Source organism: Lysinibacillus sp. NPDC097868 (assembly GCF_044761135.1).
GTDB lineage: Bacteria > Bacillota > Bacilli > Bacillales_A > Planococcaceae > Lysinibacillus.
The window spans coordinates 99,528-120,330 of sequence record NZ_JBIWBS010000006.1; the positions used below are offsets into that span (position 1 = coordinate 99,528).

The following is a 20,803-nucleotide window of genomic DNA, read 5'->3' on the forward strand; positions in this document are numbered from 1 at the left end:
ATAATTTAGTTAATTTATTTTTAAAAAACACAAGAAATATCATATAAAAGAAATGGATGCTACTTATAATTTTATTGGGGGGTGAATAAATGGATGAACAGATACAAATTATGATTGAGTGGATTGAAGGTAAATTAAAAAATCAATTTTCATTAAATGAGCTTTCTAATTTCATGGGCTACTCCCCTTACTATTGCTCTTTTAAATTTCACCAAGTAACAGGTATAAGTATAAGACGGTATATTCATCTAAGAAGATTGTATTTATCTACAGAAGATTTGACGCAAAACAGGAAGATAATTGACATCGCCTTTGAGTACGATTATTCTTCACAGGAAGCATATAGCAGAGCCTTTAAAACTATTTTTGGTATTAGCCCGAAAGAATATCAACTTAACAAGTTGCCTGTTCAGTCAATTGTTAAACTCACTATAAATAAAGACGGAGAATGGTATGGAATGAATGTTAATCAAAAAGTTGAGGTAGAGCGGTTACAAAATACGAAAAGGGAGTTGTTTGAGAGGGACGTACTTAACATTTTGAACGGACAAATGATGTATGAGGAATTTAAGAATAATAGACTAATGGGGGATTCCGATTACGCTCCATTTAATGAAGCTATGTGTGTAAACGCCACTACTACACAAGTTTTTAATAAAGCGTTTATAAACAAACGAGCTGACGGACATCATGATTCTATAGAGAATTATATTCAGAAGGTAATTGCACCATTAGAGAGTCTTTTTAACAAAGAGTATAAATGTATCGTTTTATGGTTTGGTGAAGACATGTTTTGTCAAATGAACCTTCTGACTATATTGTCTTATCTTGAACAGTCAGGCTATGAAGGGAAAGTGTTCTTAAATAGTTTCAGGGAGGACGAGTTTAAAGTTAATCAAACTGAGCTTCAATTAGGACATTATGATGCTGTATACAACGAAGTATTGGTCAACCACAATAAGCCGTCTAACGAAGTACTACCCGTAATGTATCAGGCAATCAGCATATATTTAGATATGCTAAACGAAGATAATGCAGTAGTAAAATTTATTGCTAAAAATAAAGATGTGCCAACAACCGAATTATTGAAGCAATTATTTGCTCTATTTCCAACAGTAGGCTATGGTGACACACAATATGTAGAGCTTATAAATAAAATTAAATAGGGCAACAAAAAAATGTGTCTATCGTTCGACCTTTCGATACAATAGACACATTTTTTTTTATTGAATGATTGTCTGCCAATAGAACAGTGAGCTATAAGTAAGCTCAGTTAATTTTGTATATTATTTGCTACCATCGTCGATTAAATCAAGTCGACCAGTATTCGGATCAATTACTAAACCATGAACAGGTACAGTTTGTACCATTAGTGGGTGATTACGAATCGTATCAACGCTTTTCTTAACGCTAGTCGCTACGTCGCCGAAACCACGTAAAAAGTCTTTTAAATCAATACCTGAGTATTCCATCATCTTAATAGTTTCTGGTTTGATACCTCGGTTAACCATTTTGCTAAGCATTGCATCTGGATCAACTGCGCTCATACCACAGTCATAATGTCCAACTACATACACCTCATCAGCTTGTAGTTCATAAACAGCAACAAGTAAACTACGCATTACTGCACCAAATGGGTGACTTACTAAAGCACCAGCACTTTTTACAATTTTTACGTCGCCGTTTCTTAAGTTCATCGCTTTTGGTAATAGTTCTACAAGGCGAGTGTCCATACAAGATAAAACAACGATACGCTTATCTGGGTACTTAGTTGTAATAAAAGGCTCATATTTTTTTTCTTGAACGAAATCTTCATTAAACTTTAAAATATCATTTAACATTGTCATGAAAGTTTGCTCCCTTCCCTACAGAAATATTTTAGAGCAAAAACGTAAATATGCAAATAATAATAACAATATTCATGCAATTTTATGAAAAAAAAAGAAGTTTGCTTAGTTAATTAGCGAATTATAAGGCAATCCATATATGCAAAAAAACAGCTACGTAAAGTAGCTGTTTTTAATATGATTAATATTTTTCTTTTGGTTGTGGGTCTATAGTTACTGAAGATTTAGTATCTAAACCAACTTGTAGGTAGTGGATGAAGAATCCTGTAGAAATTAATAATACGGCTGAAAAGCCAAGTACAGTTGTGATGAACATAATAAAAGCTCCTCTCTACTTAAATAATCTACTATAAGAACTATACTAATTATACAATAGGTTGCTAGGAAAATGTAAGGATAATTTATGACATCCATAAGATACCTAGCCTAGAATAATATTAATAGTACTGACTATTTTCTTAAAAGGCCCAGTTACCATTGCGGAAAATCGGTTCAATTTGACCATCAGCTGCAATGCCATCAATATCCATATTAGCTGAGCCAATCATAAAGTCAACATGCGTTAAACTTTGATTCAGACCATGTTTCAGTAGTTCCTCCGAAGACATTTCTTTGCCGCCATCAATACAAAATGCGTAGGCATTACCTATTGCTAAATGGTTAGAAGCATTTTCATCGAATAATGTATTGTAAAATAATAACCCTGATTGCGAGATAGGTGATTGATGTGGAACAAGTGCTATTTCTCCAAGATAATGAGCACCTTCGTCTGTCGCTACTAGCGACGCTAAAATCTCTTGCCCCTGTTCAGCCTGTATATCGACAATACGGCCATCTTTAAATGTTAATTTAAAGTTATCGATAATATTTCCGCCATAGCTTAAAGGCTTCGTACTTGATACATAGCCATTAGCACCTGTCTTTAGAGGTGCTGTGAAAACTTCCTCAGTTGGCATATTGGCCATAAATGTCTGTCCTTGTGTATTGACGCTACTACCACCGGTCCATACATGTTTTTCTGGTAATTCAATCGTTAAGTCTGTACCTGGAGCTGTATAGCGAAGGGATTTGTATTGTTTCCCATTTAAGTAGTCAGCTTTGTTATGTAGCTGTAAATCGTGTGCTTCCCATGCACTTACAGGATGTTCTTGGTCTGTGCGTGTTGCTGCAAAAATTGCTTCCCATAAGGCATCCACTTGTTGTTCTTCTGGTAGATGTGGGAATACTTTAGCTGCCCAAGGTTTAGAAGGAGCAGCGATAACTGTCCAGCTAAATTTGTCTGCCTGCATCATATTATAATAATTGACTAGTGCTTTACCTGAGGCTTTTTGGAAAGTCATAATTTTTTCGTGATCTATATCCTTTAGAAGGTCAGGATTTTGTGAAACGATACTTAAAAAGGCTGCACCTTGCTCAGCTAGCCATTCACGTTCTTGAATTTTCCATGGAGGGAAGAAATCAAATGAGTCTTTTGGTGCTTTTTCATAGCGTGTACGAACAAGTCTATCATCCGATAAATCGACAAAAACCTGTTTTGCACCATTTTCATAGGCAATTTTAGTAATTATTTCTGCTAATTTTAAGTTATCGGTCGAACAACTCATATAAAGGTATTGATTTTTCTGGATATTTACACCTATTTTCACAGCTAATTCGGCATATCTTAGTAATTTTGTGTTAAATGATAATAACAAATTCTTAACCCCTCTCGATTATAGACAATTTAGTGTATTATTCTTAATTCAATATAATCAAATATGGTCGAAATGTGAATAAAAAGCATTTATTTCATCGAAAAATTAGTGAAATACATTTATACTATATAATATCTTTATTTAAATTATGGAAAATTGGACGAAAATAAGTAAGATAGAAGATTTGGAGGTTCGAGAATGGATTTATCGTCAGTAGTAGGGGTAATTTTAGCGTTTATCGCCCTGTTAACAGGGATGGTATTAAAAGGTGTAAATTTAAGTGCCTTTTATAACCCAGCGGCTATTTTAATTATCATCTTCGGTACAATATCTGCTGTAACAATTGCTTTCCCAATGAAAGAATTAAAGCGGGTGCCAAAGCTGTTTAAAATTCTTTTTAAAGAAACAAAACTAGCGGATGATATTGAAATCATTAAGATGTTTTCACAATGGGCCGATTTAGCACGCCGTGAAGGTTTGTTAGCGTTAGAAAGTAAGGCTTCAGAAATTGAAGATCCATTTTTGAAAAATGGTCTTACATTAGCAATTGATGGTCAAAACGCAGATTATATCCGTGACGTATTAACGGAAGAAGTAGAGGCGATGGAAGACCGACATACAAGTGGCGCAGCCATTTTTACACAAGCAGGTACATATGCCCCAACATTAGGGGTACTCGGTGCGGTAGTAGGCTTAATCGCAGCGTTAGCAGATATGAACGATATTGATAAGTTAGGACATGCCATTTCAGCTGCTTTCATGGCAACATTATTAGGTATCTTTACAGGTTACGTATTATGGCATCCATTTGCCAACAAGTTAAAGCGTAAATCAGCAGTTGAAGTGAAACAAAAACGTATGATGATTGAAGGAATCCTTTCTGTATTAGAAGGGGAGGCTCCACGTGTTATTGAACAAAAATTATCTTCTTATTTAACGATGGAAGAGCGTCGTCAAATTTCGGGTGAAAGCGGGGCGGGCGGCCTTGGCAAAGAAAGCTAAGAAAAAGAAGCATGAAGAGCATGTTGATGAGTCTTGGTTAGTACCGTATGCAGATATTTTAACGTTATTACTAGCGTTATTTATCGTACTTTTTGCATCCAGTTCAGTTGACCAAGAAAAGCTAGATCGTATGTCAGCAGTATTTAATCAGGTTTTTGATGGTGGTACGAGCTTTTTAGAACAGCCATCGCCACTGCCAACGCCTGATGCAAATAATGACCAAACACCGCAACAGCCACAGCAAAACTCAGCGTATTTAAAGGATCAACAGGAGTTAGCTGAAATTAAAGATAGTGTAGATAATTTTATCGCAGTCAATGAGATGGAAGGTCAGTTCGCAACTGAAATGACTGATGAGGGATTGCTAGTAACAATTCGAGATAGCATCTTGTTCGACCCAGGGAGAGCAACCATTAAGCCAGAGTATAATACAATAGCTAAGGAACTTGCAGGTGTATTAGTATCCGATCCTGCTCGTAGTATTGTCATTACTGGTCATACTGATAACGTGCCTCAAACAGGTCCCGAATTTGCTTCGAACTGGGAATTATCGGTTATGCGTGCAGTGAATTTCTTGAAAATTTTAGTGGATAGTAACTCAAATCTTGATCCGGTTTATTTTAGTGCAAAAGGATATGGTGAATATAAAGCCATCGCACCAAACAATACGGCTGAAGGTCGCGCAAAAAATCGTCGTGTGGAAGTGTTAATTCAACCACTTGTTGCCGAAGACGGTTCTGCAGCGAAAAACGCACAGTAATAAAAGAAATGCTATTAGCAATAGACTCGATGTCCTTGCTAATAGCTTTTTTAGTGAGCTGAACAATTATTTGCGTAAAGAGCCTAATTCGGCAACGATAGCCTGCATTTCACTCGGGCTAAATGTGTCACGTTTCATAACCATTTCGTACAGATAGACTAAATCTTCATAATTTGCTTCATCAAAATTCTCAGATTTCATAGCATCTACATTTACCATGCGGAGCTTATCTTTCATTTGATCGACCATATAAATAACGTTTTCTTTTGACGGCACTGATAAATCCATTCAATTAAACCTACCTTTCATAATCCTAGCCAATATCATTTCATTGAATAAAAAAAATGTCAATACTGTAATTGGGCGTTGCTTTAAAAATGCATTGTTATTGGGTAGAATAAGTGCAATAAGCTGTTTAGTTATTTTTAAAAAAGGGAATACACATTAAACAAGCAGGGGGTAAATAATATGGGACAAAGTAAATTATTAGCATCTATCGTCGTAGGCGCAGCTGTAGGAGCCGCAATAAGCATGTTTGATCGTACTACACGAGAAAAAACAGTCGCTACTACAAAAAGAATGAAAGAAGCAGTATCTTATTACGCATCACATCGCAGTGAACTGCAAGACCTAATTGAAGAAAAGGTGTTAGCAGCAAAAGTACTTTGCGATAGCGTATCAGAAAATGTCAACACGCTAGCCGAGAAAGTTGATGAGTTTAAAGAATTGCCTTCTACAATTCAAGGGATGATTAGCGATACTAAATCAGCCTTCACTTCGCCAGATAAAGAATAAGCTGTAGTAAAAGGAGGGGATTAAATGGAAAAGAGAAAAGCATCCATACGTTCAACGATTGGTGAGGTTAAGGCGTTTTTCTCACCAAATGAAGATGCGGTAGATGTAATGACATCGAAGGGCTTTATCCAAGATTTAATGCTTCGCATACAACGCGTTGAAATATCAGCTCTTGGAGCACAACTTGCTTATTTCTTTTTACTTTCTTTCTTCCCCCTATTAATTTTCCTTGTTACCCTATTGCCATATTTAAACTTAGAGACAACGCAAGTGTACTCGTTTTTAGTTAATCTAATGCCTGATGAAGTATATAGGCTTATTGAAAGTACATTAAAAGAAGTATTAACTAATCGCAATAGTAGTTTATTATCCATCGGGGTACTAGGGACGATCTGGTCTGCTTCAAAAGGAATAAATGCGTTAATAAGAGCTCTAAATAAAGCGTACGATACGGAAGGTAGAGTAGGTTTTGTGGACAGAGGGCTCTCACTTGTATTTACTATTGCTTTAGTTATTGTCATTGCAGTAGCTCTTCTATTACCTGTCTTTGGACAGCAAATTGGGCATTTTTTGTTTTCAATTGTTAGCATTGAAGATGAGTTTGAATCTCTTTGGCGTAATATTCGTTGGTCAATGCCGCCATTACTGATCTTTTTAGTGTTGATGGCAATTTATTGGTTAGTACCGAATACAAGCCCACGATTGAAAATAATGGGTGTATGGCCAGGAGCAATATTTTCTACGCTTGCATGGCTCGTTGTGACATATGGTTTTTCTTTTTATATAAGTAACTTTGGAAACTATTCTGCTACATACGGTAGTATTGGTGGCGTTATTATTTTAATGTTATGGCTGTATTTTACAGGGATGATTTTAATTTTTGGTGGTGTGTTAAATGCCACAATGCAAAAAAGAGCCTTGCTAAAAGCTGAAGGTGCTATTAAATAACTTTAGAAAAAGGGTGGTCTCAATTGAAGACCACCCTTCTTTTTACAGTTAACTGCCGTTGATTTTCGTGGGCATAATATCGGCTTCTAAAACGTAAAATTCAGAATTGTTTGAGTGCCAGGCACTTTATATGGAACGAAATCGACGGTTTGTCTATACATTGAAAGGGTGGTCTCAGTTTGAGACCACCCTTTTTTTATACATTTTTATTAAGCATTCGTAAGCCATTTAATATTACAAGAATTGTACTACCTTCATGTCCGATGACACCTAGTGGTAAATCAACAGCTTGTAAAAAGTTAGAGGCAATTAACAAAACAATGATACCAATAGAGAAGAAGATGTTTTGTTTGACGATTCGTTGCATTTTGCGAGATAAACGTACTGCATAAGCAATTTTAGATAAGTCATTTTTCATTAACACAACGTCTGCCGTTTCCAAAGCAACATCAGTACCTTCGCCCATTGCAATCCCAGTAGTAGCTGTCGCTAATGCAGGTGCGTCATTAATGCCATCTCCAACCATTCCTACAAAGTTATGCTGTTTAAGTAGGCGTTTCATTTCAGTAACTTTTGTTTCTGGAAGACACTCTGCAACGTATTCAGTAACGCCAGCTTCTTTCGCAATAACTTTTGCTGTTTTGTCATTATCGCCAGTAAGCATGACGACATCTATACCCAATTCTTTTAATAATGTGACGGCTTTCTTCGCCTCATCACGAACTGTATCTTTTAACGCAGCAAGTGCAACAATACCATCTTTGTCACGCATGAAAATTACCGTTTTACCTTCTGAGGTAAGCTTCGCTAATGCGTTATTCGCAAAAGCATTGGCTTCATCCTCTCCTACAAAATCAGGTTTACCGATAAGATACTCTGTTTCATTAATGTAGCCCTTCATGCCCCAACCAGGGATATCTTCAATTGTTGCTTGCGCAAACTGTGAAATAAGTTGTGCTTTTGCGTAGCTTGTAATTGCTTGGGCTAATGGGTGATTTGACTGTGCTTCAATACCTGCAAGAAGAGCTAATGCTTCTTGTCGATCTAAGCCTTCGCGTACGATAAACTCTGTAACAACTGGTTTTCCTTGTGTAAGAGTACCTGTTTTATCGACAGCTAATGCACGTAATACACTTAGATGCTCTAAATGCAAGCCACCTTTAAATAGCACCCCATTTTTAGCGCCATTTGAAATCGTTGCTAATGTTGCCGGCATTATTGATGCAACGAGTGCACAAGGGGAGGCAACAACTAAGAGCACCATTGCTCGATAAAATGTAGTCGTCCAATCCCAACCAAGTAAAAAGTGGGGAAGAAACATCATAAGTGCTACAGATAGTAATACAAACTTTACATATGTGCCTTCGAATTTTTCGATGAATTGCTGAGAAGGCGATTTTTCGCTTTGAGCATTTTGTACAAGCATAATAATTTTTTGGAATAAAGTTTCGGAATTTGGTTTTGTCATTTCCATCGTAATTGCACCATTTAAATTAACTGTTCCTGCAAATACTTCGTCACCTTCAAATTTAGCTATAGGTAGTGGCTCGCCACTAATAGCTGATTCATCGATAGACGACTGTCCTTTAAAGATAATACCGTCTGCTGGCACACGTTCACCAGGTTTAATAAGTAGATGATCACCAATTTTTAATGTGGAGACAGCAACCTTCATCGGTTCAAATCCACCACGTACTAGCCAAGCTTCTTCAGGTTGTAAATTCATAAGAGCAGAAATTTCGCGATGACTCTTGTTCATAGCATATGTTTCAAGGGCACCACTGACAGCAAAGATAAAAATAAGGATTGCGCCTTCTGTCCAATAGCCAATAGCAGCAGAGCCGACTGCGGCTAATATCATAAGTAATTCTACATTCAATTTTTTTTCTTCTAGCGTTTCTTCAATGCCTTCTTTTGCTTTTGCAAATCCTCCTACACAAAAAGCAACAACATATAAGAGAATAGAAGCTGTTGTTTGATCATTTGTATCTAAACGCCATGCAAGTAAAATAAATAATCCAGCCATAACAGCAGCAATCAGTTCAGCATGCACCTTAATATTCTCAATTAAACTTATATTTTCTCGATTAGAGTATTCCATCAATATCCCCCCTGATAATGAAAATCAATATCAAAACCCTTATAAAATAAGGAATCATAAACATTGTTGTAGTTGATAATCACTTTCAATTATATCTTTTCTAATTTAGAATTATTATAACAAAGGTTTTTGGAAAATGAAAGCAATAACTTTTAGAGGACATGGTCTAGGAAAGATATCAATTAAATATAATAATGTGTTCAAGAAACTGATTGTTGATTTTTCCATTCTGAACATTGTATTGAGAACAGAAAAAGACACAGTATATTCACTAGGAATATTCTGTGCCTTTACATTTTGTGTACGTAACAGATAAATCTCTTTAGTTAAAAATGTTCTTCTAGATTAGAAAACTCTTTCTGCATGTTGAGCAAGTTTTTCTAGAGAAGATTTGTCTACATCAGCGTGAAGCGATTTACCGTGAGAGTCCATTGTTACTACAGCTGTGAACCCTTCAACATTTAAGTGCCACATAGCTTCAGGAATACCGAATTCCATTAAGTCTACACCATCTACACCTTTAATGCAGTCTGCGTAGTATTGAGCAGCACCGCCAATTGCATTCAAGTATACACCGCCGTGTTCGCCTAAAGCAGCAAGTGTTTTTGGACCCATACCACCTTTACCAATTACAGCACGGATACCGAATTTTTTCATAATATCGCCTTGATATGGCTCCTCACGAATAGAAGTAGTTGGACCAGCAGCTTTCACTGTCCAGTTACCTTCTTCGTCTTTTGCCATTACAGGACCACAGTGATAAATAACTTGTCCATTAAGATCAACTGGTGCATCATGGCTCATTAAATGATGGTGAATTGCATCACGGCCAGTGTACATACGACCAGTAATAGATACAACGTCTCCTACTTTAAGTGAACGAATTTGTTCTTCTGTAATTGGAGCAGTTAGCTCTACTACATTTGTCAACGTTTCATCTGTTGTTGCAGCAACTTCTTCAGCTTCTTTAAATGTAATTTTTTCACCTTCTTGGTAGTGCCAGTTGATGATTTCGCCTGTTTCAGGATTAATATCAACTGCCATACGACGGTATGCCCAGCAGTTATATGCTACTGATACGTAGAATGAAGCAGGAATACGGTGCATTACACCAATTTTACAGCCAAGTAAAGTTGCTTCACCGCCGAAGCCCATTGTACCGATACCGAAAGTGTTTGCAGTTTTCACAACATATTCTTCTAATTTTGCAAGATCAGGATTTGAATTTGTATCTTCTACATGACGGAATAATTGCTCTTTTGCTAAATCATACCCTGAAGAGCGATCGCCACCGATACCTACACCAATAAAGCCTGCAGAACAGCCTTGTCCTTGTGCTTGATAAACAGAGTGTAAAATACATTTACGGATACCATCTAAATCGCGACCAGCTCGGCCAAGACCTTCTAGCTCACATGGTAGACTATACTGGATGTTTTTGTTTTCACAGCCGCCACCTTTAAGAATTAATTTAATCGTAATATAATCTTTTTCCCATTGCTCGAATTTCATAACTGGCAGACCATCACCAAGGTTATTACCACTGTTTGCACCAGTTAAAGAATCAACGGCATTTGGACGTAATTTTGCATCAGCTGTTGTATCGTTAATTGCTTTTTTAATAGCTTCTTTAATTTCTAATTGGTTTACACCTACTGGAGTGTAGATTTTAAATGTTGGTAGACCAGTATCTTGACAGATTGGTGATACGTTGTCTTCTGCCATAATAATATTATTTGAGATTGTTTCTAAACTCATTGCTGCGCGAGTACCCGCATTTTCAGCTTCTTTAGCTTTTTTAATGGCGCGACGTACATCTTTTGGTAAGTTTGTTGATGTTTCAGTAATTAAATTGTAAAGACTTTTCTCCAAAGTTTGAAGATTCATTTTGATATTGCCCCCCAATGAAAAATTGATTATTTCCACGATACATTATACTCTTTTCCACTAATGAAAAAAAGAGTCCATCTAATTGTGGTAGGAATTAGCGATTATTTTTATAGATTTTGTAATGTTTATTCATTAACCTTTAAATGTTCAAAGAAAATAGTATTTGATTATTAGGAACGTTTGTTCTAAAATGGAATTAACTTTACTTTAAGGAGGATATTTCATGTCTGAAACAATATCGTTGAAGTTACCAAAGGAAGTTGAGCAATTTCGAAATATAATAGAAGGAACAATGGAGCCTGTTGTTGTAATTGAAACCCATGAAAAGGAAACGACTTTATTTGAAAGTAAGTTTGCAGGTAATCCGTATTTTCCACTTTCTATGGAATATCCAAAAAACGCGGAACAACAACCATTAAAGCTTTTAGCCCAAATTAATTTTGCGGATGTACCTAAGCACTTACCTCATTTCCCTAACGAGGGGATACTGCAATTTTATATTGATGGCTATGATGACGTACTTGGAATGGATTTTGATAGTGGGAAAAATCAAAATGGTTTTCGAGTTATTTTCCACGATACAATCGTCAAGGATGAATCGCAGCTTATTCAAGATTTCTCATTTGTAGAAAATCAGGAAGAAGAATTGTATTTTCCAGTAGATAAGGAAATGGCATTGTCCTTTAAAGCAAAATTTGAACCTTTATCTATGGATGACTTTAGAAGCAATGAAATATATGCAAGCATCGAAACAGCTGCTGAAGAAGACGAAGAGCTGACAGATGTATTATATGATGTATTAACTGGTGATGGTCATAAAATTGGAGGTTATCCTTTCTTTACGCAGGAGGATCCTAGAGCATACGGTAATTATACGGATTCAACAACGATGTTACTTCAAATAGATAGTGAAGGAGATCATATTATGTGGGGGGATTGTGGTGTTTGCAATTTCTTCATTACAGAGGAAGAACTTAAAAATAAAGATTTTAGCAAGGTTGTTTACAATTGGGATTGTCATTAAAAAAGCAAGCGAGCAATTTATATGCTCGCTTGCTTTTCATTGTTATTATTGTTCACGAGCGTTGAATTGCTCCATTTTATCTTCTAAATCATCCATCATTTGAATTAAACGATCAATATCTTGTAATTCAGTTTTTTCTGGGTCGATGGCATCTAATACTTCTAAAAACATTTCAAGACGTTCTTTTAAGTAAGTCACTTGTTGTTCTTTATCCGTGATTGGCTTTGACATGCATACACCTCATTTCGTCCCTTACATAGTAGCTGATTTGGGACTAAATTTCAATGCCTAGGGTAACACCTAGGACTTAGAGATTATTTTTAAAAATCAATAGACAGAATATTTACAATATTGATGTTGTATGTTAAAGTTATTTTAAGAAATAGTAAAGGAGCTGATGGTACAAAACGGTGAACTCTAACTCGAAAAGGAGGGAGTTTAAACAAGTAATCGGTCAAATAAAAAAGCCGAAATTCGTGTTTATACAAGTTGAATGAAGATAAGTGTTAGTTAGGCCTTAGCGTAAAATCACATGTGGTGAGCGCTAAGGCTTTTTGGTATGCTGTAATGTGGAAGAAGACTTGATGTTGGAGGAAAAAATGAATTACTTCTCAGATTACAGCAAAAAAAGATTTACTATTTTAGTGTTAATTGTATCTATATCGGGATTTTCACAAGGAATGCTACTGCCGCTTATCTCCATTATTTTTGAGCGTGATGGTGTATCCTCCGCTTTAAATGGTTTAAATGCGACGGGACTATACATAGGAACTTTATTAATCTCACCATTTATCGAACAGCCTTTACGAAAATGGGGCTACAAACCAATTATTTTAATCGGCGGGGCATTGGTCTTTGTATCACTTATCATATTCCCTTTATGGAAAAGTGTCACATTTTGGTTTGTGTTACGTTTGCTAATAGGTGTCGGAGATCATGCGCTACATTATGCTACACAAACATGGATTACGAGCACAGCTGATCATAAAAGCTTAGGCAAAGGTATGGCTATTTATGGTTTGTCCTTTAGCATGGGCTTTGCGGTAGGGCCATTAATGGTACAGCTTATACAAATTGCAGAAGCATTGCCGTTTATTGTGTCATCGATTATGTGTTTATTTGCTTGGTCATTTGTATTCTTCTTACGCAATGAAAAGCCAGAGCGTTTAACGGGTGATATGAATGCAAGAGGATGGAATCGCTATAAGGTGGCAATTGTATTTGGATGGATAGCATTTTTAGGTCCGTTTGTTTACGGATTTTTAGAATCTTCATTAAACGCCTTATTTCCAGTATACGCATTACGTATAGGTTTTGAGGTAGACATGATTCCGATTATTTTATCAGTCTTTACATTTGGGGGCATTTTAACGCAAGTGCCACTTGGTTCACTTGGCGATAAAATTGGACGACGGAATATACTGATGTTCGGATCATTTGGAGGTGCTATTTTATTTAGTATTGCTAGTTTTTTAGAGCACTCACAAATGGCTGTAGCCATCGCGTTTTTCTTCGCAGGTACATTGGTCGGTTCGATGTTTTCTCTTGGTATTACATATATGGCTGATTTAACGCCTAAAGAGCTACTACCAACCGGAAACCTTCTTTGTGGTATTGCCCTAAGTATCGGTAGTTTAACAGGGCCGTTTTTAGGTGGAGTTTATTTAGAATTTGTAAAAAATTATAGCTTCCTTTTACTTGTAGCACTTCTATTACTAGCTGTAGCGACAGTTCTACTCGTATTTGGGAAAAATAAAAATAAGCGATCAGTGACTGTTTAATGTCATGGTCGCTTTTTAAATACAAAATAAAAGAGCGGGGCTCATCTCCCGCTCATAAAACAAAAAACGCCCAGCAAATCCGTGCTGTAATGGCGTTTTTCGGTGTGACACGGATGTTCCGTCCATGCCACGTAGGTTTGGCACCTAGAAATACATTATACAGACAAGCAATCATAAAAGCAATTAGATTATAATGCCATGCCTAGTAATTCTCTATTATATTCATCTCGTCTAAAGTAGTAACTCTACGTGTGGGTGACATTACATCATTGTCGTTTAATAACCTATCAATTTCTTGTTGACTAAGGAATTCTTGAGTTTGAGCAAATCCTGTGTTAGGTAAGAAAGCAAAAACTAAAAGTAATAACAATGCTAACAATTTTGATATTTTATTTCCCATATGAATAACCCTCCTTTTTTGTTTGTAAATATTTCGACTTATTAAAAAATAAAATGCAAGGAAAGTAATATGAACTTTTAATGCTTGAGGTCGAAAAAATACTATATTACATAGTAGAGAGAATACGATAATCTAGGAAAACTGCTTGATGATAAGTTTTTTTCAATGAAAAGTGTGGTGGCATTGATTTCTGGAGAGGATTAGGAACCTAGAGGAGAGACTATCGGCAGTCTACACCTACCTTCTGAAGTTGCATTCAGTTTTAAGGCGTTAAATCATTTTTTTTAAACGGGAAAGGAGAGTTGATTCTCTGGTGGGAGACCTGAATTCTACGAAAGAAGCTCTTTTTTGATTTAAAATAATAGAGCATCTCAAAAAAAATTGAGATGCTCCAAAACAAATTTATTTTCTTAACACAAGCTTAGCAACACATTCCACTTGTGCGGTTTGTGCGAACATATCTACTGGTTGGATATATTCTACATCATAAAGCTTTGATAATTCCTGTAAATCTTTAGCTAATGTAGATGGGTTACAAGACGTATAGACAAAACGTTTCGGTTTTAGCTTAAGGACAGTGCGGATAAATTCTGGTGCAAGGCCTGTACGTGGCGGATCTACTGTAATAACATCAGGCGTGAAGCCCTCTTTGCGCCATTTAGCTAAAACACTTTCAGCTGTGCCGACTGCATATTTCGTATGTTTAAAGCCATGGTTGCGCGCGTTTGTTCGTGCATCTTGAATGCTTTCTGGAATTACGTCCATACCGCGAACCTCTTTCGCTTTATCAGCCAGCCATAAACCGATAGTACCAACTCCACAATAGGCATCAACAACGGTTTCATTGCCCGTTAATGCCGCTGCTTTTTTAATTTCATCGTATAAATGTACAGTTTGTGTTGGATTCAATTGGAAGAATGCACGAGCAGATAGATCAAATGCCAATTCTCCTAGTTCCTCATGTATTGTTTCCTTGCCATCAAGAACAATCGTCTCATCACCAAAAATAAGTGATGTTTTTTCACGATTAATGTTTTGTGCAATCGATACGATACTTGGATCGATTTTTTTAATACGCGTTAAAAGCTCAGCAAGGTGAGGGATGTCTTTACGAGTCGTAACAAGCACGACTTGTGTTTCACCAGTGCGAATCCCTGTACGTACAACAATCGTACGCACTAAACCATCGAGCGTACGACCATCGTAAATCGTAATATTTAGCTTTTGTAAGATTTTACGTGTCGCTACAGTAATTTTCGATGTGATTGGATGTTGTACAAGGCAATCATTAATATTCAGTAGTTTGTTGCTGCCTTCTGCAAAAAGCCCGGCATAGACACGTTTGCCTTCTTTGCGTACTTGGAATTGGCTTTTGTTGCGATAATTCCAAGGGTTGTCCATACCAAGTGTATTGCGAACTTCAACGGCTTCTGCTAATGGCTTAGCATAGCGTTCTAACGCTTGAATAACGATATCCCGTTTTTCTATAAGCTGTTTTTCGTATGTCATATGTTGAAGCTGGCACCCACCGCATTCATTGTAAACTGGGCAGGGTGCTTCCTGACGAAATTGTGAGGCTTTCCGTATGGCAAGTATATCTGCCTCTGCGAAATTGCGTTGTGTTTTCGTAACTTGGGCAGTAATTTCTTCTCCTGGAATAGCGCCTTTTACGAAGACGACGTTGCGTTTATAAAAGCCAACGCCCTCGCCATTAATGCCAAGTCTTTTTATAGTTAATGGGAATTTTTGTCCCACTTCCATCGTAGTTTGTTGCGTCAAGCGATCCACGTCCTTTAACTTTGTTCAGCACGTAGGTATTGATAACATGCTGATGTCATCTCCCCATTATAACTAAGGAGTGGACGATTGCATAGTGACAGGGAAATCTTCATACTCCAATACTAAATCGTCAAGCGATAAAAAAGTATAGCCTTGTTTCTTTGCTTCAGCAATGAATAAAGGTAGAGCCTCCGCATTATCTTGAGCAACTGTATGCATTAAAATGACAGCGCCAGGGTGCAGTTGCTCCATTAAAGCATTATAAGCATAATCTGCTCCACGTCGTTCATCCTTTAGCCAATCTTTAAAAGCGACAGACCAGAAAATATGACGGTAACCTTCTGCATTGCCGACTTCTAACAACTTAGCATTGAAAATTCCTTCTGGTGGTCGAGCATAAGTTGTACGGTCTATGCCTGTTAATTCACGCAGTTTCCCATCAAACTTACGCCATTCTGCACGCATACCATCTCTTGTTAACTTTGCCATATTCGGATGACCATAGGAATGGTTACCGATTGTATGACCGTCTTGCACCATACGCTTAACAAGGTCACCAGCGCTTTCTAAATAATGACCAGTTAAAAAGAAGGTCGCTGGTGCTTTTTCTTTTTCTAACGTATCCAATATACTTTCTGTATAGCCATTTTCGTATCCATTATCAAAGGTTAAATAGACCACTTTTTTATCGGGTTTTCCTTTATAAATTGCTCCATATTGGTCGAGTAGTTTATCAAGTTGTGCTCCTGCCTGTGCTGGTTCGCCATTCTTTGCTCGTTTAATGCCCCAATGATATTCATCTGAGCCAAATGCAAAGTATGGATTAATGCTTATTGCTGCGGCAATAATAAAAGTAGCGATTACTGCACCTACTATATGTTGTTTCCACATAAAAAACGCATCCTTTCCTTTTCTTTTAGGATGCGTTCTTTTCAAAAATTTATCCGGCTTGTCGTTTCACTTTGCACACGGATTTTATAATAAATTTTCAAGTGCTTCTTTTAAATAAGGATAGTTAAATTCAAAATTTTGCGTTTCTAAAACAGTTGGTAATACATGCTGTCCTTCTAAAACGAGCATACTTTGTTCTCCTAGAGCTAAACGCATGGCAAAACTAGGGACTGGCATCCAATGGCGACGTCCCATTACTTGAGCAATTGTTTGACCAAATTCCTTCATGCGTGTTGCATGTGGAGCAGTCACATTAAATGGTCCGTTAATAGATGAATGGGTAATGGCAAAATAAATAGCTCGCGCTACATCTTCTACATGAATCCATGATAACCATTGCTCGCCTGTACCAATCGTGCCACCGATATGTAATTTATAGGGCAATAGCATGGAAGGAAGTGCACCTTCGTCACGACCTAAAATAACACCAAAACGAGCAAGTGCTACACGAACACCGAGGTTTTCTGCTCGCTTTGCATGTCGTTCCCAATCATGAACTGTCCATCCTAAAAAATCTTTAGCGTAGTCGCTAATGTTTTCACTATAGGTGGTCACTGTGGAAGGTGGGTAAATTCCAACTGCACTGGCATTTACAAGTACATTTGGTTTTTCCTTAAATTGTTCTATAATACGTACAATTTCTAGTGTAGCTTCCATGCGACTTGTATAAATAGCCTTCTTTTGCTTCTTTGTCCAACGTCCATCATTTAATGACACTCCTGCTAAATTGACGACTGCATCGATGTCCTCGTCCAATTCCTTCTCTGGTCGAGCACCATCTTTTAGCCATTGTACATAATGAATGCCATTTTCATATTTCGAATTGCTACGGGATAAAACGAATAACTCATGTCCTTGTTCTTTCAACAGTTTTGTTAACTCCTTCCCAACAAATCCAGTACCACCAGCAATGACAATTTTCATAAGAACCCCTCCTTTTACCAATAGATGTTAACTCAACTATACACAAAGATAGAAAAAAAGAAAAAGATGTTATAATGATTAGGCAAAGAGGTGATTTCGCTATGCGTGTTATTACAAAAATTGCGCGTCAAAAAAACAATCCAGAACGCTATAATATATATTTAAATGAGGAATACGCCTTTCCTGTAGACGAAGCGATTTTAATACAATTTGGTCTTACAAAAGGAAAGGTGCTTGAAGAATTTGATATTCAGGAAATTGCCTATGAAGATGAAATTCGCAAAGCATTTAATAAAGGGCTAAATTTTTTATCATATCAAATGCGAAGTGAGCATGAGGTGAAGAAAAAGTTAAACTCCTTAGAGTTTGGGGAAGCAGTAATATTAGAAGCGATTCAAAAGTTAAAATCATATGGCTTTTTAAATGATGAATCTTATTCGAAAGCATTGCTTGATACAAAAAAAGCCACGATGAAAAAAGGGCCTCGAGCAATTCGACAAGATCTCATCAAAAAAGGAATCGATAAAAGTTTGCAAGATGAGGTGCTTGAAACATTTAGCCATGAGGAACAAGTAAAGCTTGCAACACAGCTTGCAGAAAAAGTAATTCGTTCTGAGAAGAAGAAAACACCAACGCAAGTAAAGGCTAAGATACAAGATTTCTTAATGCGAAAAGGGTATTCTTTTACTGTTGTCGATGAAGTACTTGGACAAGTTGAAATTGAGCAAGCAGAGGATGAATGGCAGTCCTTACTCGATGTGCAAGGCGAAAAAGTTTGGAAAAAGTATGCGTCGAAGTATACTGGTTATGAATTAAAAATGAAAACGAAGCAGGCGCTTTATCAAAAGGGATTTCCTGTAGAAGTTATAGATCGTTTTATTGAAGAGAAGGAGAATGGGGAATGAATGAAAAAAACTATGCTGCAATGACAGAGCATGAACTACGTGAAGAAGTAGCAAAGCTAAGAGAGAAGGCTCGTAAGGCAGAACAGCTAGGCATACTTAATGAATTTGCAGTGTATGAGCGTAAAGCTTTAATGGCAGCTGCTTATTTAGTTGATTTAGATACGATAGTACCGGGAGAAATGTACAGAATCGATGGCTCGGACAACAACTATTTCCAAGTTGATTATTTAAAAGGACGTTTTGCATGGGGTCATCGCCTAGGCGGCGATAAATATCAGGAAGCCTTGCCCGTTTCTATTTTATCACCTATAAAGGTGGGGAAATAAATTGCAAGAAAAAATCGACAAACTAACAGCAGAATTACTTGAGAAAAATCCCCAAATGTCAGCAGGGCGTGCGCGTGTTTGGATTGAACTTTTATGGAGTGATTTTGAATCTACATCTGCAAAAGCGGGCTATGATTATCGTGGGGCTGATTATACTGAAAACTTAGTGCGCCAATTAATTGTAAGCTATGGCGATAAGCTCCATCAGTTTGCAGGACGCAATCCAAAATACGCTCATTTACTAGATGCAAGTGATGATATGGTACAATAATAAATAGATTTCATTGTAATGCAAAAATCAATTTTAAGCTATAAGCATAACAAAGCCGGTGTTCCCTTCAAATAGGATACTCCGGCTTTATTAGTTAATTGCTTGCGCCAATTTGTAATTTTTTTTGAAGCTTATCCTCGGTAAAAATCCAACCAGTGTAAGAGGTAATAATTTCGTTGTCGTCATTTAAATGAGCAACTGCAACGAAAGGATAGCGATTGTCACTACGATAACGTAAATCGATTAACCTCACCTCTGTTAAGCCATTTTCAAGTTCGGAAATTTCCCAACGGTACAATGGTGAGAAAGACACAAAGGCAGCGAGATTAGGGTCTTTCATAGCAGCTTCAACAGTAGGTGTATTTGGTAGTGATTTGATCTCGAATTTATCGTAAATATTAACAGTTCGCCCATAAGCGCGACCAACATAGTAATGTGTTTTTGATTTTGCTGCGATGCGCCAGTGAAAAAATCGCATTGTAGGTGCTACAATAACATAATCTTCATCTTGAATTGTACTGTGCACTGCTTTTTTAACTGCTTTTTGAACAGCAAAGCGGAAAATATAATAGACGACAATAATGCCGTACATGACGCTAAATGTCCAGACTGGATTTGCCCCAAATGCCCATAGTAATATTCCAAGGCAATGAAGGGAAAAAATAATTGGATCGAATGTATTGATAACACCAAGTGCTACCCATTTCCTAGAGAATGGGCGAATAGCTTGTGTGCCGTAAGCATTAAAAATATCAACGAAAACATGAATAGCTACTGCAAGAAATGTCCAAAGCCATAAATGTAATACATTTGCGTCCTGAATAATTAGTGATAACACGATTGTAATTAAAATTGGCCATATGGCTACTGCTGGTATTGAATGTGTTATACCGCGATGATGTCGAATATAAATCGCATTATTGCGAAGTTTTAATACTGTATCAACATCAGGTGCTTGTGAGCCAATAATGGTGCCAGCCATAACGGCAGTAAAGGTCATTGAATGATTTGCAACTACAGGGTCAGCTAAAGCAAGACCACCGAGTGCTATTCCCATAACGAAATGTGTACCTGAATCCAAAATTATCCACTCCTTGTATGCGTGAAAAAGGCGTACAATGCATACATGTATATTTCATTTCAATAATGGTATTGCTTATAAAATTTGCTTTTCAATCGCTAAGTATTCACTCGCGCAAGAGGTAAATAATGGAGTTTTTTGTTTTAGCAAAAGTCCGCGATCTGTATTAGTAAGTTGAAACCTTGGTTGTATCAAGGAAACGCCGCGGCGGATGTCACGCTTAGCTGTAATAAATTTATACGTTTTTGTCATATTATGCGAATAGCTTTTCTTAATTGTATACCCTTTTAATCATAAATTAAATCGTAAAGACACGGGAGGTCA

At 37.0% G+C, this 20,803-nt stretch carries 22 protein-coding genes; 10 read left to right on the forward strand and 12 right to left on the reverse strand.

Annotated features, from left to right (window positions below):
• Positions 1–89 precede the first annotated feature (89 nt).
• Positions 90–1,166: a helix-turn-helix domain-containing protein gene (locus ACIQXJ_RS22065; RefSeq protein WP_403057701.1), complete on the forward strand. Its 1,077-nt coding sequence runs from the start codon at positions 90–92 to the stop codon at positions 1,164–1,166.
• A 120-nt stretch (positions 1,167–1,286) separates the two neighbouring features.
• On the opposite strand, the gene ACIQXJ_RS22070 is transcribed toward ACIQXJ_RS22065, so the two are convergent.
• The 3 genes from ACIQXJ_RS22070 to ACIQXJ_RS22080 form a co-directional block, all read right to left on the reverse strand.
• Positions 1,287–1,847, reverse strand: a complete 561-nt coding sequence (locus ACIQXJ_RS22070; RefSeq protein WP_340822317.1) for a beta-class carbonic anhydrase — start codon at positions 1,845–1,847, stop codon at positions 1,287–1,289.
• Positions 1,848–2,028: 181 nt separating this feature from the next.
• Entirely contained in the window at positions 2,029–2,163 is a 135-nt protein-coding gene (locus tag ACIQXJ_RS22075) for a hypothetical protein (protein WP_401013685.1), read from the reverse strand.
• Positions 2,164–2,305: 142 nt separating this feature from the next.
• Positions 2,306–3,541, reverse strand: a complete 1,236-nt coding sequence (locus ACIQXJ_RS22080; RefSeq protein ID WP_403057704.1) for an aminopeptidase — start codon at positions 3,539–3,541, stop codon at positions 2,306–2,308.
• 198 nt (positions 3,542–3,739) lie between these two features.
• Here ACIQXJ_RS22080 and motA point away from each other — a divergent pair, with 198 nt between their 5' ends.
• Together motA and motB are read left to right on the forward strand one after the other, a co-directional pair.
• A complete protein-coding gene (gene motA, locus ACIQXJ_RS22085; protein WP_340822322.1) occupies positions 3,740–4,543 on the forward strand; it encodes a flagellar motor stator protein MotA in 804 nt (267 codons plus the stop codon).
• Positions 4,527–5,303, forward strand: a complete 777-nt coding sequence (gene motB, locus ACIQXJ_RS22090; RefSeq protein WP_403057707.1) for a flagellar motor protein MotB — start codon at positions 4,527–4,529, stop codon at positions 5,301–5,303. Before motA ends, motB begins: the two co-directional genes overlap by 17 nt.
• Positions 5,304–5,369: 66 nt before the next feature.
• On the opposite strand, the gene ACIQXJ_RS22095 is transcribed toward motB, so the two are convergent.
• On the reverse strand, positions 5,370–5,591 hold the full coding sequence (locus tag ACIQXJ_RS22095; RefSeq protein WP_340822324.1) for a DUF1128 domain-containing protein: 222 nt from the start codon (positions 5,589–5,591) through the stop codon (positions 5,370–5,372).
• A gap of 180 nt (positions 5,592–5,771) precedes the next feature.
• Here ACIQXJ_RS22095 and ACIQXJ_RS22100 point away from each other — a divergent pair, with 180 nt between their 5' ends.
• A complete protein-coding gene (locus ACIQXJ_RS22100; RefSeq protein ID WP_403057710.1) occupies positions 5,772–6,098 on the forward strand; it encodes a YtxH domain-containing protein in 327 nt (108 codons plus the stop codon).
• 24 nt (positions 6,099–6,122) lie between these two features.
• On the forward strand, positions 6,123–7,046 hold the full coding sequence (locus ACIQXJ_RS22105; RefSeq protein WP_403057713.1) for a YihY/virulence factor BrkB family protein: 924 nt from the start codon (positions 6,123–6,125) through the stop codon (positions 7,044–7,046).
• Positions 7,047–7,242: 196 nt separating this feature from the next.
• On the opposite strand, the gene ACIQXJ_RS22110 is transcribed toward ACIQXJ_RS22105, so the two are convergent.
• Positions 7,243–9,147, reverse strand: coding sequence for a heavy metal translocating P-type ATPase (locus ACIQXJ_RS22110; RefSeq protein ID WP_403057716.1), 1,905 nt, complete (start codon positions 9,145–9,147; stop codon positions 7,243–7,245).
• A 345-nt stretch (positions 9,148–9,492) separates the two neighbouring features.
• Positions 9,493–11,034 (reverse strand): fumarate hydratase, encoded by a 1,542-nt coding sequence (locus ACIQXJ_RS22115; RefSeq protein WP_403057719.1) that lies wholly within the window; start codon positions 11,032–11,034, stop codon positions 9,493–9,495.
• 226 nt (positions 11,035–11,260) lie between these two features.
• Between ACIQXJ_RS22115 and ACIQXJ_RS22120 the strand changes: the two genes are divergently transcribed.
• The gene (locus tag ACIQXJ_RS22120) at positions 11,261–12,061 is read left to right on the forward strand and encodes a YwqG family protein (RefSeq protein WP_403057722.1); all 801 of its coding nucleotides are present in this window, start codon (positions 11,261–11,263) and stop codon (positions 12,059–12,061) included.
• A gap of 45 nt (positions 12,062–12,106) precedes the next feature.
• Here the strand turns inward: ACIQXJ_RS22120 and ACIQXJ_RS22125 are convergent, their stop codons facing one another.
• Positions 12,107–12,292 (reverse strand): SE1561 family protein, encoded by a 186-nt coding sequence (locus ACIQXJ_RS22125; RefSeq protein ID WP_173479575.1) that lies wholly within the window; start codon positions 12,290–12,292, stop codon positions 12,107–12,109.
• A gap of 368 nt (positions 12,293–12,660) precedes the next feature.
• On the opposite strand from ACIQXJ_RS22125, the gene ACIQXJ_RS22130 reads away from it, so the two are divergent.
• Positions 12,661–13,842: an MFS transporter gene (locus tag ACIQXJ_RS22130; RefSeq protein ID WP_403057826.1), complete on the forward strand. Its 1,182-nt coding sequence runs from the start codon at positions 12,661–12,663 to the stop codon at positions 13,840–13,842.
• A gap of 202 nt (positions 13,843–14,044) precedes the next feature.
• Here ACIQXJ_RS22130 and ACIQXJ_RS22135 read toward each other — a convergent pair whose 3' ends face one another.
• The 4 genes from ACIQXJ_RS22135 to ACIQXJ_RS22150 all read right to left on the reverse strand — a co-directional run bounded on the left by ACIQXJ_RS22135 (position 14,045) and on the right by ACIQXJ_RS22150 (position 17,896).
• Positions 14,045–14,242 carry a hypothetical protein gene (locus ACIQXJ_RS22135; protein ID WP_403057725.1) on the reverse strand — a complete coding sequence of 66 codons (198 nt, stop codon included), beginning with the start codon at positions 14,240–14,242 and terminating at the stop codon, positions 14,045–14,047.
• Between the two features lie 402 nt (positions 14,243–14,644).
• A complete protein-coding gene (gene rlmD / locus ACIQXJ_RS22140; protein WP_403057728.1) occupies positions 14,645–16,021 on the reverse strand; it encodes a 23S rRNA (uracil(1939)-C(5))-methyltransferase RlmD in 1,377 nt (458 codons plus the stop codon).
• Positions 16,022–16,093: 72 nt separating this feature from the next.
• Positions 16,094–16,912: a polysaccharide deacetylase family protein gene (locus tag ACIQXJ_RS22145; RefSeq protein ID WP_403057731.1), complete on the reverse strand. Its 819-nt coding sequence runs from the start codon at positions 16,910–16,912 to the stop codon at positions 16,094–16,096.
• Positions 16,913–16,996: 84 nt separating this feature from the next.
• Positions 16,997–17,896: a TIGR01777 family oxidoreductase gene (locus ACIQXJ_RS22150; protein WP_403057734.1), complete on the reverse strand. Its 900-nt coding sequence runs from the start codon at positions 17,894–17,896 to the stop codon at positions 16,997–16,999.
• Between the two features lie 101 nt (positions 17,897–17,997).
• Here ACIQXJ_RS22150 and recX point away from each other — a divergent pair, with 101 nt between their 5' ends.
• From recX to ACIQXJ_RS22165, 3 genes are read left to right on the forward strand one after another with little or no spacing between them, the layout of a single operon-like run.
• Positions 17,998–18,801 (forward strand): recombination regulator RecX, encoded by an 804-nt coding sequence (gene recX / locus ACIQXJ_RS22155; protein WP_403057737.1) that lies wholly within the window; start codon positions 17,998–18,000, stop codon positions 18,799–18,801.
• Positions 18,798–19,127: a YfhH family protein gene (locus ACIQXJ_RS22160; RefSeq protein ID WP_403057740.1), complete on the forward strand. Its 330-nt coding sequence runs from the start codon at positions 18,798–18,800 to the stop codon at positions 19,125–19,127. Before recX ends, ACIQXJ_RS22160 begins: the two co-directional genes overlap by 4 nt.
• A gap of 1 nt (position 19,128) precedes the next feature.
• A complete protein-coding gene (locus ACIQXJ_RS22165; protein WP_340822345.1) occupies positions 19,129–19,398 on the forward strand; it encodes a YfhJ family protein in 270 nt (89 codons plus the stop codon).
• Between the two features lie 94 nt (positions 19,399–19,492).
• Here the strand turns inward: ACIQXJ_RS22165 and ACIQXJ_RS22170 are convergent, their stop codons facing one another.
• Positions 19,493–20,479, reverse strand: a complete 987-nt coding sequence (locus ACIQXJ_RS22170; RefSeq protein WP_403057743.1) for a metal-dependent hydrolase — start codon at positions 20,477–20,479, stop codon at positions 19,493–19,495.
• Positions 20,480–20,803 lie beyond the last annotated feature (324 nt).